Source organism: Parablautia sp. Marseille-Q6255, assembly GCF_951230155.1.
Lineage (GTDB): Bacteria > Bacillota > Clostridia > Lachnospirales > Lachnospiraceae > Choladousia.
The window spans coordinates 34259-49791 of the sequence record NZ_CATNVD010000003.1; the positions used below are offsets into that span (position 1 = coordinate 34259).

Sequence of the window (15533 nt, forward strand, 5' to 3'; positions counted from 1 at the left end):
TTACCTCCTACATCCCTGCCAGTGCCAGAAGCGGCGCTACTGCCAGATCGATCAGCTTGATGCCGACAAACGGGACGATCACCCCTCCCAGTCCATAGATCCCCATATTTCTCAGAAGAAGCTTTTCCGCTTTCATCGGCTTATAGGCTACACCCTTCATCGCGATCGGGATCAGTCCCGGTATGATGATCGCATTAAAGATCAGTGCAGACAGGATCGCACTTGCCGGTGTTGCCAGATGCATGATATTGAGGATCTGCATCTGCGGCAGCACCATCGTAAACATTGCCGGAATGATCGCAAAGTACTTTGCAATATCATTTGCCACACTAAATGTGGTCAGAGAACCTCTTGTGATCAGAAGCTGCTTTCCGATCTCTACGACCTCAAGGATCTTTGTCGGATCCGAATCCAGATCCACCATATTTGCCGCCTCCTTGGCTGCCTGTGTGCCGGAATTCATCGCCAGCCCCACATCTGCCTGCGCAAGAGCCGGCGCGTCATTCGTGCCATCCCCCGTCATAGCCACAAGCTTTCCTTCTGCCTGCTCCTTTTTGATCGCCTCGATCTTATCCTCCGGTTTACATTCTGCGATAAAGCCGTCCACACCTGCCTCTCGTGCGATCGTCGCCGCAGTCAGCGGGTTATCGCCCGTACACATGATCGTCTTGATGCCGATCTCGCGAAGCCTTGCAAAACGTTCTACAAGTCCCGGCTTTACTGTATCCTTCAGGTAAATGACGCCGAGGATCCTGTTATCCACACACACAGTAAGCGGCGTACCGCCCAGGTTGGAGACATTTGTCACGATCTCCTCCAGATCAGGAGGGATCGCTCCTCCCTTTTCCCTTACAAATGTCCTGATCGCCTCTGACGCTCCCTTTCTGACAACCGTGCCGTCCTTCAAGTCTGCACCGCTCATTTTCGTCTGTGCGGTAAATTCCACAAAGGTCATCTGCTGCGCCACCCTGTCATCGAGCGCACAGCCCATCTGACGCCCCAGCTCTACTGTCGATTTTCCCTCCGGCGTCTGATCCATCAGAGAACTCATGACACTGTAATCGACAAGCTCCTCTTTCTCTACGCCGGACACCGGATAAAACTCCGCTGCCAGACGGTTGCCGTACGTGATCGTCCCCGTCTTGTCGAGGATCATCGTATCGACGTCACCGCACGCCTCTACCGCTTTTCCTGACATGGCGATGACATTAAATCTCGTCACACGATCCATACCCGCGATGCCGATCGCAGAAAGCAGGCCGCCGATCGTTGTCGGGATCAGACATACCATCAAAGCGATCGCCCACGAGATCGGGATCTCGACTCCAAGATACGCCGCAAACGGATACAGCGTCACGACAACGATCAGAAAGATCAGGGTCAGTACGATCAAAAGCGTATTCAGAGCGATCTCATTCGGCGTCTTCTGTCTGGAAGCGCCTTCTACCAGAGAGATCATTTTATCGAGGAATGAATGTCCCGGCTCCGCCACAATACGGATCTTCAGCCAGTCAGAAACAACCGTCGTACCGCCAGTCACGGAGGAGAAATCTCCGCCGGACTCTCTTGTCACAGGTGCAGACTCGCCTGTGATCGCAGATTCATCCACAGAAGCGATCCCTTCGATCACCTCTCCGTCGTTCGGGATCACCTCTCCGGCTTTTACGAGAACAATATCGTTCTTCTTTAATTCAGAAGCGCTGATTGTTTTCTCGCTGCCATCCGGAAGAATCAGTCTTGCTTTTGTATCCTGCTTTGTTTTCTTCAGAGAAGCCGCCTGCGCCTTGCCGCGCCCCTCTGCCACAGATTCCGCAAAATTCGCAAACAGCACGGTGATAAACAGGATCACTGACACGATCCCGTTGTAAAGCTGATACTGTGCTCCGCCTCCGAACAGAGTCGGGAAAAAGGTCAGAACCAGTGTGATCAGAAATCCGATCTCGACTACGAACATGACCGGATTTTTCACCATATACCGCGGATCCAGCTTCTGGAACGAACCGATGATCGATGATCTCAATATATCCTTTGTCACAAATTTTGTGCTTTTCTTCTTAGCCATTCTAATTCTCCTTTCTATTCCCTACATCCACAGGGACAGATGCTCTGCAACCGGTCCGAGCGCCAGTGCCGGGAAAAAGGTCAGGGCTGCAAAAATGTATACAATAAACACGAGCACGATCATAAAAGTCACATTATCGGTTCGCAGGGTGCCGATCGACTCATTTACCCGCTTCTTCTGAAGCATCGAGCCTGCGATGGCAAGCTGGGCAACAATCGCGATGTAGCGTCCGAAGAACATCGCAAGTCCGGTCGTCATATTCCAGAACAGGCTGTTATCTGCCAGTCCTTCAAATCCGGAACCATTGTTTGCCGCAGATGAAGCATATTCATAAAGAACCTGCGACAGACCGTGGAAGCCCGGATTTGTGATACCTGCAAGTCCCTCCTGCACCGACACAGCCAGAGCAGAAAATCCAAGGATCAAAAGCGGATGGATCAGGATGACGATCGCTACCAGCTTCATTTCTTTTCCCTCAATCTTCTTATTTAAGTACTCCGGCGTACGTCCGACCATCAGCCCGCAGATAAACACAGCCAGGATCACGTACATGACCATGTTCATCAGGCCGACGCCCTTTCCTCCGAATACGCAGTTGAGCATCATATGCAGCATGGGGATCATCCCGCCAAGCGGCGTCAGTGTATCGTGCATATTGTTGACCGTACCTGTCGTAAACGAGGTGGTCACTGTCGTGAACAATGCCGACTGAGCGATGCCGAAGCGGACCTCTTTTCCTTCCATGCTGCCCATATCCTGATTGATCCCCATTGCACTGATCACAGGATTGCCCGCTTTTTCAGCACAGAAGCAGACTGTAAGACCGATCAGGAAAATGATCGCCATTGCGCCAAAGACAACGGCGCCCTGTCTGCCGATGAGCGGCTTTTTCGTCTCTGCAAGAGCAGCCTTCGCTTTGCGGCGTTCATGGAGCATCAGCCCAAAGGTTACGATGCAGGCTCCCGGCAGGAGCATCATGGAGATCATCTCTGTGATATTGGAGATCACTGTCGGATTCTCAAACGGGGTCGCTGAATTTGCTCCAAAGAAGCCTCCTCCATTTGTTCCCAGATGCTTGATCGATTCCAGCGCGGCAACCGGTCCCATTGCAATGTCCTGATACTTGCCCTCTATCGTCTCTACCGTCACATTTGCCGCAAATGTCTGCGGTGTTCCCTGACTGACCAGGAGCAGTCCTACCAGAAAAGCGCCTGGTATCAGGATGCGCGTTGTCGTACGCACCATATCTTTGTAAAAGTTGCCGAGCTTCCTGCCTGACAGTCCGCGGCAAAACGCCATGCACGCCGCATATCCGCTGGCGGCTGAGGTAAACATCATAAATATAATGACGCACATCTGGCTGACGTAGGACAGCCCGCTCTCTCCTGAATAATGCTGCAGGTTCGTATTTGTCATGAAGCTGATGATCGTGTTAAAGCTCAGGCTTTCCTCCATTGCCCCGATCCCGTTCGGATTCAGAAACAAAAGTCCCTGCAGCCTGAGGATCATATAACCGACAAACACCATGACCCCATTTGCCATCAATAAGGACAGAGCATATTTTTTCCAGCTCATGTCCTCTCCTTTTATTCCACAAACCCTGTATATCAATTTATCGATCGGATCAAACACCGCATCCGCGAATGTCCTCTGATCCGTGGCGATATGATACATGTACCTTCCCACAGGAATAACCAGTATCACAAACAACGCCAGCGTAAGAACAATCTGTACCATACTTTTTTCCTCCTGCCATTCCCTTCCTGATTTATGATTTTTCCCGGTCTCTCACCTTTACCGGAATCTCTCCTTCCACCCGGCTTTTGTGCATCACAGCTTTTCCGGGTTCACCAGCGCATACACCAGATAAGCGCCAAGCGCTGCTATGATCACTCCTAATACAGCCATATCCATACCTCCTATCGTTCCTTCGGTTCAATCTGGTGTTCGCAAAAATCTGCAAACAGCTTTACCAGACCAAAGCTTCCAAGTAAAATTGCCAGCATGATCAGATCCATCATAGTCTCTACTCCTCCTTTGCACAGGCGATTCTAGCATCCGTATGATTAAAATGGGATTAACAGATCTTGGCCGGTATTAAATTTGCGTTAATGCGCAGAAAAATCAGAGGACAGTCACAGATCAGGCGATGGACCCTTTTTGCGCAGATATCGCGGTTTTACGGGACAAACTGATTGTTAAATTTTTATTTTATTATTGCTTTTATTGCTCATTTATGTATAATCCCATCTTTGACAGTTAGAAAAAGAAAAAATCGCTGTATCCCTCATGTTTACTGGGGTATAGCGATTTTTTCCGTTGTTACGGACTTTAGTATTTTATTCTTTCCTTTTACTTTTTTTCTGGATATTTCTCATCTTACTTTTTGTTATGAACTGATAATCTGTTCGGAAACCGCAGACATCATGAAGAGCATCCGTAATTCTTTCCCGTTTGTATAAAGGAATAAATCCCTGTTCCTGTATTCCGGCGAAATTCATTTCTTTTAGAGCATCTAATAATTCTTCACATGTATATTTAGCATTCAGTTTTTTCTCAAGGAAACGGTATATGGTCAATGCAAGAAAACAGATTAGAAAATGTGCTTTGATCCGGTTTTCATCCTGTAAATAGACAGGTCTTGCAGAAAAATCTGTTTTCATAATCCGGAAACATTCTTCTATCTGCCATCTTCCTTCACTTACCTTTAAAATATCATTGACTTCGTCATCCAAAAGATCTGTGCATACTGCGTAAAAGCCATCATACTGGGATTCTTCGGAAATCTTGGCTTCATCCAGATAATGCTTTACATCAGCAGCTTCTCCTTCTTCTGTTACAGCGATCGTTCCGATGTAACGTGCTGGATCATTTGGATTTTTGCGGTTCTTTTTTGTGCTTCCTGAATCCAGCATCTTTTGTGCCCGCTCGATCTGTTTGTCTCGAATAGATTTTTGGTAAAGGGCATATTTAGGAGAATAGGTAATGATCAGGCGCTGATGCAGCTTCTTTGTGGTGTAGGGCTCGTCTTTATAATAAAGTCCTTTGTCATCTTCGGGTAGTTTTGTGATATCAACAGGGGTTCCGTCTGATACTTTTTTAAATCCCTGTAAATTTAATGCCCATTCCTTTTCTTCTTTCTTCAGCTTTTTGATGGACTGGGTTACGATATAAGCCCGTTCTCCCATGTGATTGTACTCTCGGATTGATTCAGAGCCGAGCCCGGCATCGCTACAATAAATAAATTTCTGACAACCAAAATCTCCAAGGACTTTCTTTTCTAACGGTTTGAGAGAGGTCTGCTCGTTTGCATTTCCCGGAAAAAGAGAAAAAGCCAGGGGGATCCCATCTCCATCCATAAACAATCCCATTTGGATGATTGGGTTTGGCCTGTGTTCTTTACTTTTGCCGTACTTTTTATTTTCATCTTCTTGTTCAATTTCAAAGTAATAATTCGAGCAGTCATAATAAAGGATCTTATCATTTCTTTTTCCAAGGAAGTGGGAGTTTTTATAAACCTCAGACTGAATAAGATCACATTCCGTACCAAGTACATCCAATGCCCGGTAAACATCATGAAGCTCGTAGGATGGTTTTTCTAAGAATTCAGATGCAACTTTGTAAGAAGAACGTTTGCTGCAAGGTTCTAAGATTCTTGCATAAATCAGATCCGAAAGGATCGCATTGATATCATACTTGAATTTATATTTATGTTTCAATTTCCGACAGATTTTATTCATTTGTAGTTGATAATAAATGGATTGGAGAAACAGATAGCCACCACGGAAGAAGGCCTGCTTGCCATAATCTAAGTGTCTATCCGCATGGAATGGTATCAATACTGTCTGTGCTTCTTTTTCCTTTTTATATTTTTCAGTTTCTATTTTCACTTCATTTTTCGCCCATGCAATGACATCATCTCTTGTAGGTCCATGTTCAGGCAAAAGTTGTTCTAAGGTTCCCAGCTTGCGGACAATAGCTGAAGTAGTGCTGCCATTTGCTTTTGTATAAGATTTGCAGATATAAAAGGACTCTGCATTTTTTGATTTTGTTATATGAAGATTCATCTGTCATCCCTCCTCCCTTATTATATCATACAATAACATAAAATAACAGATATAAAATCAAAAAAATTGACATAAAAAAAGCAGGTTTTATGCGACCTGTGAGTACTTTTTCCGATATTCAACTGTCAAACTCCCGGACCCTTTTTGCGCAGATATCGCGGTTTTACGGGACAAACTGATTGTTAAATTTTTATTTTATTATTGCTTTTATTGCTCATTTATGTATAATATGGTAAGAGAGAGTAGATGCGTTAAGCACCGCCTCTTCCAGGCAGTTAAATGCCTGCAGTTCGCAGGTTATTACCAGATTACTACTAAGAAAGAAAAGAGGTTAATGTAAGATGGCAAAAGTTGATTTGACTAAGTATGGCATCACAGGAACTACAGAGATCGTGTACAATCCTTCTTATGAAGTATTATTCGAGGAGGAGACAAAGCCGGAGCTGACAGGTTATGAAAAAGGTCAGGTGAGTGAGCTCGGCGCTGTCAACGTAATGACAGGTATCTATACAGGACGTTCTCCGAAAGATAAGTTCATCGTTATGGACGAGAACTCCAAGGACACTGTATGGTGGACATCTGACGAATATAAGAACGACAACAAGCCGGCATCTCAGGAAGCATGGGATACATGTAAGGAGATCGCTCTTAAAGAGCTGTCCAACAAGAGACTGTTCGTTGTAGATGCTTTCTGCGGTGCAAACGCAGATACACGTATGGCTATCCGTTTTATCGTAGAGGTAGCTTGGCAGGCACACTTCGTTAAGAACATGTTCATCGCTCCGACAGCTGAAGAGCTTGAGAACTTTGAGCCGGACTTCGTTGTATACAACGCTTCCAAAGCTAAGGTTGAGAACTACAAGGAGCTGGGTCTGAATTCTGAGACAGCAGCTATCTTTAATATCACAAGCCGTGAGCAGGTTATCCTGAACACATGGTACGGCGGCGAGATGAAGAAGGGTATGTTCTCCATGATGAACTACTACCTGCCGCTCAAGGGCATCGCTTCCATGCACTGCTCTGCAAACACAGACATGAACGGCGAGAATACAGCTATCTTCTTCGGTCTGTCCGGTACAGGTAAGACTACTCTTTCCACAGATCCGAAGCGTCTCCTGATCGGTGACGACGAGCACGGCTGGGATGACAACGGCGTATTCAACTTCGAGGGCGGATGCTACGCTAAGGTTATCAACCTCGACAAAGAGTCTGAGCCGGACATCTACAATGCAATCAAGCGCAACGCTCTTCTTGAGAACGTTACTCTGGATGAGAACGGAAAGATCGACTTCGACGACAAGAGCGTTACAGAGAATACTCGTGTATCTTACCCGATCAACCACATCGAGAAGATCGTTCGTCCGGTATCCGCAGCTCCGGCAGCTAAGAACGTAATCTTCCTGTCAGCAGACGCATTCGGTGTACTTCCGCCGGTATCCGTACTGACACCGGATCAGACAGAGTACTACTTCCTGTCAGGTTTCACAGCTAAGCTGGCTGGTACAGAGCGCGGCATCACAGAGCCGACACCGACATTCTCCGCTTGCTTCGGACAGGCATTCCTCGAGCTGCATCCGACAAAATATGCAGAGGAGCTCGTTAAGAGAATGCAGGCAAACGGCGCTAAGGCATACCTTGTAAACACAGGATGGAACGGAACAGGCAAACGTATCTCCATCAAGGATACACGTGGAATCATCGACGCAATCCTCAATGGCGATATCCTGAACGCTGAGACAAAGAAGATCCCGTACTTCAACTTCGAGGTACCGACAGCTCTTCCGGGCGTAGATACAAACATCCTTGATCCGCGCAACACATACGCAGATGCTTCCGAGTGGGATGTAAAGGCAAAAGACCTTGCACAGAGATTCATCAAGAACTTTGCTAAGTACGAGAGCAACGAAGCTGGTAAGGCACTCGTTGCAGCAGGTCCGCAGTTATAATTTAAAGGTTATAATTTAAAACCAGACAGTATAAGAGGCCCCCGCCAGATGGCAGGGGCTTTTCTTATATTTTATGTTGCTTATTTCCATTTTATGTGATATGATCCATTTAAGTTTCCATTCATTTACCATAAAATCTCAATCCCCTGTTATTCACGGTCTTTCACATTCTAAGATTCTTTTCAGAATACCCGCATAACCATTCATCCATACACTCTCTTTCCACTATTCAAATCCGGCAAAATATGATAGGATAAAGGAGAAATCTATGAACGACACCACAACGCAAAAAACTGCGGGAGCCATAAAATCCGCAGCGACACACAGACCAAATATCACACCCTTGAAGGATTTAAATCTTACGAACCGCTTTTTATTCGACGAAGTGATGGAAGATGCAGAAACACAGCAGGAAGTGCTGAGTATTATCCTGGGAAAAGAAATTTCTCTGCTTTCTCACAATGAAACAGAAAAAGAATTTCGTCTCTCTCCGCTCGCCCGCTCCGTTCGCATGGACGTTTTTTCTGTCGATGAAGAGGAGACTGTCTACAATACAGAAATGCAGGAGCGACGCAAAAATGATCTGCCCAAACGCAGCCGCTATTATCAGTCGCTTCTCGATGCCTCTCTCCTTGAAACAGGTATTCCAAACTACAATCTGCTGAATCAGACATATCTGATTATGATCATGACGTTTGACTTATTTGGCAAAGGGAAATACCGTTACACCTTTCAGGCGCAGTGTGAGGAAATTCCGGGACTTTATCTGGAAGACGGAGCTGTTCGGATTTTTCTCAACACACACGGAACAAACGACGCGGAAGTCTCCCCTGAACTCATCGAATTTCTTCATTATTTGGAGCATACGACAGATGATGTCGCCAATGTCTCCAAAAGCAATCGAATCCGGAAAATTCATAACCGCGTTCGCAGGGTACGAACCAACGAGGAGATAGGAGTAAAATATATGCAGGCTTGGGAAGAAAAATATTATGACAGACAGGACGCATTAGAAGAAGGACGCGAGGAAGGACGGGAGGAAGGAAAACGTGACATGGCTCTGCGTTTCTTTGAGATGGGTTTACCTCTTGAAAAAATCGCTCTGGCGGCAGACGTTGATATAGCCGTTATTAAAGAATGGGTAGAGAAGGTTCCACATTAAAGTAAACCTCCAAACTGGTAAGTCTATCTTACATCAGTTTGAAGGTTTACACAGGCTTGAGTATAGACTCCCACTTCTTATGATTAATCAATCCTTCGGATACACTGACAAAGAACTGCTGCAGCAACCATACATAAACCACCGAGACCAAATAAAACCATAAAATTTTTACCAGAAACTGGTATTAAAATATAACTTGGCATCAATACAGCTCCAAGAAGCTGAATAGTCCCAATCATTCCTCCTGCTGTACCAGCATAGACTGGTCCGATTTCTGGAATTTGAACTGGAAGAGCTAATAAAGTCGGAATCAATCCTCCTAAAAATATTCCTGTAAGCAACATACCAGCAGCAAGAAAAACTGTCTGAGGAATCATCCAGGCAAAAGCCACGCCTATAGCAGCAACTACCGAAAAAATAAGCAATACCCGCTTTTGACTTCTTAACTTTGCAATACAGATTGGAGCAATCAAACAGCCGAGAAAATTTCCAACTGTATAACATGCTGCAATATACCCACTTATTGTTATACTTATACTGCGAGTCCCCAATGCGGTAGGTAAAAAAGATCCTATGATCATATTTGCAGCCATAATAAAAAACAATGCAAATGCTATTAGCCATACATCCACATTTTTTACCGTTATTTTCAAGCAGTCTTTTATTTCTATTCCCGAAGATTTTGATGTACCGTTTTCCTGTTTTGTATCTTTTTGAAATAAAAACCACAAGATTAAACCAATAAATGCAATAATTGAAGAAGCTATAAATGCGTTACGCAGGGAAGAAAAGTAAGCACTTGTAAAGTTTGCAATTGTCATTGCAGCTGTAGAAGCTGCCATAAGTATTCCCATTTTTCCTGGTACTTCTTTGTGATTGTACAGATTACCTACAATTTTCCCACTTCCAGCATTAATAAAACACGCAGAAAAACCTGTCAGCATTGTACCCACAAATAAGAGCATATAGCTATCACTGAAGGCGCGAATTACACAGCCTATTGCTGTAACAGTCAATCCCACTCCTATAACTGACTTTGTACCAAATCGATCAAGAAGTAAACCGCTCAACAGACTAAGAAAAATAGCTGGAATCATCGGCGCGCTGAACAGTAAAGATAGTTGCGACAGCTGCAATCCATATTCTTCCACAATACGTGATCCCAACGGAGATACTTGATATTGTGCATAATTAGGGATCATATAGCAGAAACACAACACAATAAAAGCAAGGCCCACAGTTGCTTTACTTTTTCTTATTTTAATATTCATATTCTCATACTCCGTAAGGAACTGTACTCAAATCATAATCTCTGTTATCCATTACCCCATGAATATACGGAAATTTTGCAATTTTAGCGCGAAGATTCTTGATACGTTTTCCATAGTCGCCCCACTGAACCAACACCTCGTCTCCTTCTTTCGCCTTATCAACATCAATAATAGTATGAGAAATCATAGCATGAAAATACGAACTATATGTTGGAACCGAAGAAATTCCAATCACATTGCCATCTTTGTCTGTAACATAATCCTGATGTCCTCCGCATGGCTGCGGCTCTGCACATGGAAACTGGATTATTTTATATGGTTTGTCTGTAAACTGAGAGCGAATTACATCCGCAATATCATCCGGGTTAAACTCCAACGTAACTAGCTTACGTTTCGGATCAGCCATCTCTTTTTCAAGAGCTTCTCTTCCTACAAAATCATGATCAAACTTTGCCATCCACCCCCAATCACATTCAACAGGCGTACGAAAACGGGCACGCAGATCTGTCGGATCAACACTACCGCTGCAAACAAGCGGAAATGGAGATTGTTCACAAAATTCCGGCGATTGATACAGCGAAAGTTCAAAATTAACCGTCATTTGAGCAAAGCCACCAAAAGTATGGTTCACTGTATAATTCTGCCACCCCATTCGTTTCATTCCCATAGGCTTTCCAATCTGATAGATGTGATCATATACTTCCGGGCCAAAGCCGTCATACCCGTGAATTTCATAAGCTAACGTACCGCTCATACCAATTCTGCAAATCTCCAGTTGAGTATCAATTCCGGGAATACGAACAGGTCTAAATTCCAAAAATTTTACATCATGTAAATCTGTCTGTGTTGCTTTTTCCAAAATCGTCAGAGACAACGGTCCCGAAAACTGGAAAATAAAGGCTCTCTTTGTCGTATATTCCACATTGTATTTTCCAGATTGCAAAGCCATTAAATACGGCACTGAGCATCCTGCAGTGGTACGGAACGTATCTTCTGCATCTTTAAAAAACAGAGCATGGTTTGCGACCAGGCCATCCGGTGTAAGAGCAACAAGATGTTTACATCTTCCTGCTTTCCATTTATATACATTATTAATACTGCAGTCGCTTAAAAGCTTTGCTGCATCAGGTCCTTTGAATGTTTCTTCCAGTCCAGAAAGGCCTGCATGAATGTAAGAGCTCTTGAAGTAGCTTTCGCCCACTTCATACCATGGATCACATTCCCAGGTAGCTCTTTTTGCCATCATTGTCCCAATCTTTGTGCTTCCCGGATAAATAGGTTCGAATTCCATATTTGCAGAATTAATGAAATCAGTTAATGGATTTTTAATAGCTTCACTCATAAGTAATACCCTCTCTTTCATATTTATTATAGAATAATGCTATTATCTGATATATGAATTATATAATAACATTCAATGCAAATGGAAATGCCGTTTCATCATACCTTATGCATTTTCAGCATTACATAAGTATTTTGAAACGGCATTATTTTTTATTATGGATAACATATTTTTATTGCTGTATTCAGATATTTGATTGCCGGATTTGACTGCCCTTTCAGCCAGACTGCACTAATATCTGTATGGTACATATCCGGAAGAAGAAAACAGGATTTTGTATTGTTTCCATATATACTACTGTTTGCCATTGGCGAAATATAAACAGCTCCTGTTTCTTTCATAATCCATGGGACCTCATCGTAATTATAAATCGGAATTTTCTCAGAAAGCTGCACCTGCGCGGTCTGAAGCATATCTTCCAGCACATCACCTACATGATTGATAACAAACGGCTTATATGGACATAATAATTTTTCTCCACTTAAATCAGCAACACAAATATTCTCCATAGTAGAAAATCTGTGAGATCTATCATAAATCAGCGAAAATGGAATCTTCAAAAAAGGAACATACTTTATATTTTTTAATGCAGTTCCTGATACGCCATACAGAATTGCTGCATCTATTTTCCCTGATAACAACTCCTCCTCTAGTTGTACCGGCTGATAGGCATGTAGTACTAATGTAATATTAGGATATTTTTTCTTAAACACATCTCGGATTTTGGACACATAAAATTCTGCATCATAATACAAATATCCCAGATGAAGTTCCCCCTTTTCCATATTTTCCTGTCGTGCAAGTCTTTCTAGCAAATTCTCATAATGCATGAGAATCGTATTAAACTCTTCAAGTACAATTTCACCTGCTGCAGTTAACTCAAAACTATTTTTATCACGATTAATAAGCTTTGTGCTTAATTCTGCTTCAAGAGATGTTATATGTCTGCTCAAAGCAGATTGAGCAAGAAATAACTCCTCTGCAGTTTTTGAATAATTCTTATTTGCAGTCAAACGCACATATTCTCTCATAATGTTGATTTTCATATTATTTTTCCTGTTCCTCTTTATACAGAATAACCTGTTGTAGATGATATATCTTTACTATAGTTAAAAACCACATAAAGCCACATATACAAAACTCCTCTATTGAGTAGAAAAGCTAACAGAAAATGAATTGTCCTAAATCCCCCCCTACAGCAGTGAATGGATCACCCTCCGCACATTTCCAAATGCGATCTTTTCTATCTCGCCTGTCGTAAATCCCTCCTGCTCCAGGCGCTCGAACAGCAGATGCATCTTCTGCGGCTCTCCGATCTCAAGCTGCCCGTGTATCCCGTCAAAATCGGTTCCGATCGCAGCACATTCGATTCCGCCCTTATTTACCATGTGCTTTATGTGCGCCGCCATATGCCTGACCGTACTGTCTTCCCGTGTCTCATCTCTGTGTAAAAATGCCGGAAAAAAGTTCAGCCCTGCTACGCCGCCGCGCTCGCCAAGTGTACGAAGCATGTCATCCGTCAGATTACGCGGATGCGGGGAAAGCGCACGGCAATTGGAGTGGGAGGCTACGAACGGTCCGTGCAGCACCTGCGCGACATCCAGAAAGCCTCCGTCAGAAAGATGGCTCACATCTACGATCATGCCAAGCTCCTCCATCCGGCTCACCGCCTCTTTTCCAAAGGCTGTAAGCCCTTGCTCCATTACCGTCCGATCGGTCGAGTTCGGACTGCCAAAACAGTTTGCAAAATTCCACGTAAGCGAGATCAGCCGTATGCCCATCTTATAAAAATCCTCCAGCCGATCCATACTGCCCTGTACAGCGCGTCCATCCTCCAGCGTGAGGAATGCTGAAATTCTTTTCCCGGCAAGATTATCCTCCAGTTCTTCCGCGCTTCTCGTCACTGCAATCAGCTCTGGATGCTCTCTGACTGTGTCTTCCATGATCTTGCACAAAGCTTCTATATAAAGATCGTCATCTGGGATAGCGCTGTCCCTGGACTTCCTGCTGCTTCGTTCATCCCGCTCCGGCTTTGCATCTCTTAGTGACTCTCCTGTCTGCGGCATCATATAAATGGCAAAAAACTGTGCTGCTGCCCCTGCCTTTTTCAGCCTTTTCACGTCCACCATTGCCTCAGGAAAATCAAAAATATCTTTTCTCCCTCTCAAAAATGCTTCCGACAGTGTATCACAGTGCATATCAATATAATTCATCTTCTTCCCTGCCTTCTTTTCTTTCTCTTTTTACATACATTTTCACTTTTACATATTCAAAAAACGCCCGCCCGGTAAATCAAGTATACCGTTCTTCCTTAATTTAAGAGTATATCAGCTTCCCCTCACAGCCGCAACCAAAAGCATTTTTTTGTATGGTTTTGCATGCTTTTTTGATCTTAGTTTTCATTCTTTATAAAAATTAAAGACTTTGCACACTTTTTCTTCCGATTTTAAACACAAAATCAACATACTTTTCTTTTATCCTAAATGCATCACCAAGGACATGGCAACGCAGCAAGGAAATTATCAGACGCAGCGGCCAGCTCCTTCCGGTGTACAACTTTCAGAAAGGACTTGATAAACATGAAACGCAAATACGCAGCAATCGCACTTGGACTGACTCTGGCACTTTCATCTACTGCCGCTTTTGCTGAGGAGTCGACAGAACCTGCTTCCGTGGAAGCCACAGCTGATGAGGCCTCCACAGAAGACCTGACAGATACTTCTGCTGAGAACACCGACACATTTGTGGGGCAGATTACAGAAATTACAGAGGATACGATTAAGATAGCAAACAGTCAGCTGATTATGGATGCCGCTGCAACAGAAAGCGCTGCTGAAGATACTGCTGAGGATGCGACAGCTGATGCTGCTGAGGATACCGCTGAAGATGAGACAGCTGATGCTGCTGCCGAGGATACCGCCGAAGATGAGACAGCTGATGCTGCCGAGGATACCGCTGAAGATGAGACAGCTGATGCTGCTTCGACCGACGGTGCGGAAAGCACCGGGGAAGCTGACGAGGTCTATGCTGTTCTGGAAGTATCCCCGGATCATACAACAACTATTAATTATTCCGATATGACTTCCTTTGAACGGCTTACACAGCCATTTTATCTTACAGTAGCTGATGATACGATCCTCCCGACACAGGAAGATTCCGAGGTGCCTGAGGAAGCTGCCGAAGGATCTGCAGCTGATACAGAGGCTGCTGCCGATGAAAACGCTGAAGCATCTGCAGCTGATACAGAGGCCGCTGCCGATGAAAACGCTGAAGCATCTGCGGCTGATACAGAGGCTGCTGAGGACGAAAATGCTGAGGATTCTGAGGACGCCGTTGAAGTAATCGTGGAAGAAAGCGCCGAAATGGCAGAAGCTGCTTCCGTTATTCCAGAAGATGCCGTGACAGAAATCATTACCTCGGAGGACATCCAGGTCGGTGACGTGATCTATGTCGTTCTTGACGAAGAGGGCAATGCTGCAGAGGTGACTGTTCTTGCAGATGCAGATCATATCGCTGCTCTTTACAGTGAAGTTGCCGATGACAGTGCTCCATCAGATGCAGAGATCGTCACAGACACTGCGGCGGCAGCAGATGCCGGATCTGAGGATGCGGCAACAGAAAATGCTGAGGATGCTTCTGAGGCTGTATCAGAAGAAAACAGCACAGAGGCCTGATCAGTAACA

Annotated in this window: 11 protein-coding genes; 3 read left to right on the top strand and 8 right to left on the bottom strand. The window is 44.4% G+C overall.

Annotation, left to right across the window (positions count from 1 at the left end):
* Window positions 1-7: 7 nt before the first annotated feature.
* From kdpB to QOX44_RS03725, 4 genes are all read right to left on the bottom strand, one after another.
* Window positions 8-2062, bottom strand: coding sequence for a potassium-transporting ATPase subunit KdpB (kdpB, locus tag QOX44_RS03715; protein ID WP_283681342.1), 2055 nt, complete (start codon window positions 2060-2062; stop codon window positions 8-10).
* 21 nt (window positions 2063-2083) lie between these two features.
* Window positions 2084-3799: a potassium-transporting ATPase subunit KdpA gene (gene kdpA / locus QOX44_RS03720; protein WP_283681343.1), complete on the bottom strand. Its 1716-nt coding sequence runs from the start codon at window positions 3797-3799 to the stop codon at window positions 2084-2086.
* Window positions 3800-3892: 93 nt separating this feature from the next.
* Window positions 3893-3976, bottom strand: coding sequence for a K(+)-transporting ATPase subunit F (kdpF, locus tag QOX44_RS18305; RefSeq protein WP_442955376.1), 84 nt, complete (start codon window positions 3974-3976; stop codon window positions 3893-3895).
* 425 nt (window positions 3977-4401) lie between these two features.
* Entirely contained in the window at window positions 4402-6129 is a 1728-nt protein-coding gene (locus QOX44_RS03725; RefSeq protein ID WP_283680726.1) for an IS1634 family transposase, read from the bottom strand.
* A 341-nt stretch (window positions 6130-6470) separates the two neighbouring features.
* Here QOX44_RS03725 and pckA point away from each other — a divergent pair, with 341 nt between their 5' ends.
* Window positions 6471-8075, top strand: coding sequence for a phosphoenolpyruvate carboxykinase (ATP) (gene pckA / locus QOX44_RS03730; RefSeq protein WP_283681344.1), 1605 nt, complete (start codon window positions 6471-6473; stop codon window positions 8073-8075).
* A 268-nt stretch (window positions 8076-8343) separates the two neighbouring features.
* A complete protein-coding gene (locus QOX44_RS03735) occupies window positions 8344-9237 on the top strand; it encodes an Rpn family recombination-promoting nuclease/putative transposase (protein ID WP_283681346.1) in 894 nt (297 codons plus the stop codon).
* 83 nt (window positions 9238-9320) lie between these two features.
* On the opposite strand, the gene QOX44_RS03740 is transcribed toward QOX44_RS03735, so the two are convergent.
* The 4 genes from QOX44_RS03740 to QOX44_RS03755 all read right to left on the bottom strand — a co-directional run bounded on the left by QOX44_RS03740 (window position 9321) and on the right by QOX44_RS03755 (window position 14063).
* Window positions 9321-10508 (bottom strand): MFS transporter, encoded by a 1188-nt coding sequence (locus QOX44_RS03740; protein ID WP_283681347.1) that lies wholly within the window; start codon window positions 10506-10508, stop codon window positions 9321-9323.
* A gap of 4 nt (window positions 10509-10512) precedes the next feature.
* Window positions 10513-11850: a hypothetical protein gene (locus QOX44_RS03745; RefSeq protein ID WP_283681348.1), complete on the bottom strand. Its 1338-nt coding sequence runs from the start codon at window positions 11848-11850 to the stop codon at window positions 10513-10515.
* A 155-nt stretch (window positions 11851-12005) separates the two neighbouring features.
* On the bottom strand, window positions 12006-12896 hold the full coding sequence (locus tag QOX44_RS03750; protein WP_283681349.1) for a LysR family transcriptional regulator: 891 nt from the start codon (window positions 12894-12896) through the stop codon (window positions 12006-12008).
* A 147-nt stretch (window positions 12897-13043) separates the two neighbouring features.
* The gene (locus QOX44_RS03755) at window positions 13044-14063 is read right to left on the bottom strand and encodes a dipeptidase (RefSeq protein ID WP_283681350.1); all 1020 of its coding nucleotides are present in this window, start codon (window positions 14061-14063) and stop codon (window positions 13044-13046) included.
* Window positions 14064-14429: 366 nt separating this feature from the next.
* On the opposite strand from QOX44_RS03755, the gene QOX44_RS03760 reads away from it, so the two are divergent.
* Complete coding sequence (locus QOX44_RS03760; RefSeq protein ID WP_283681351.1) at window positions 14430-15524, top strand: hypothetical protein; 1095 nt, start codon at window positions 14430-14432, stop codon at window positions 15522-15524.
* Window positions 15525-15533 lie beyond the last annotated feature (9 nt).

Bases quoted from the DNA above. Each gene is read 5' to 3' on its own strand.
- kdpB (WP_283681342.1), bottom strand. From the start codon at position 2,062: ATGGCTAAGAAGAAAAGCACAAAATTTGTGACAAAGGATATATTGAGA.
- kdpA (WP_283681343.1), bottom strand. From the start codon at position 3,799: ATGGTACAGATTGTTCTTACGCTGGCGTTGTTTGTGATACTGGTTATT.
- kdpF (WP_442955376.1), bottom strand. From the start codon at position 3,976: ATGGATATGGCTGTATTAGGAGTGATCATAGCAGCGCTTGGCGCTTAT.
- QOX44_RS03725 (WP_283680726.1), bottom strand. From the start codon at position 6,129: ATGAATCTTCATATAACAAAATCAAAAAATGCAGAGTCCTTTTATATC.
- pckA (WP_283681344.1), top strand. From the start codon at position 6,471: ATGGCAAAAGTTGATTTGACTAAGTATGGCATCACAGGAACTACAGAG.
- QOX44_RS03735 (WP_283681346.1), top strand. From the start codon at position 8,344: ATGAACGACACCACAACGCAAAAAACTGCGGGAGCCATAAAATCCGCA.
- QOX44_RS03740 (WP_283681347.1), bottom strand. From the start codon at position 10,508: ATGAATATTAAAATAAGAAAAAGTAAAGCAACTGTGGGCCTTGCTTTT.
- QOX44_RS03745 (WP_283681348.1), bottom strand. From the start codon at position 11,850: ATGAGTGAAGCTATTAAAAATCCATTAACTGATTTCATTAATTCTGCA.
- QOX44_RS03750 (WP_283681349.1), bottom strand. From the start codon at position 12,896: ATGAAAATCAACATTATGAGAGAATATGTGCGTTTGACTGCAAATAAG.
- QOX44_RS03755 (WP_283681350.1), bottom strand. From the start codon at position 14,063: ATGAATTATATTGATATGCACTGTGATACACTGTCGGAAGCATTTTTG.
- QOX44_RS03760 (WP_283681351.1), top strand. From the start codon at position 14,430: ATGAAACGCAAATACGCAGCAATCGCACTTGGACTGACTCTGGCACTT.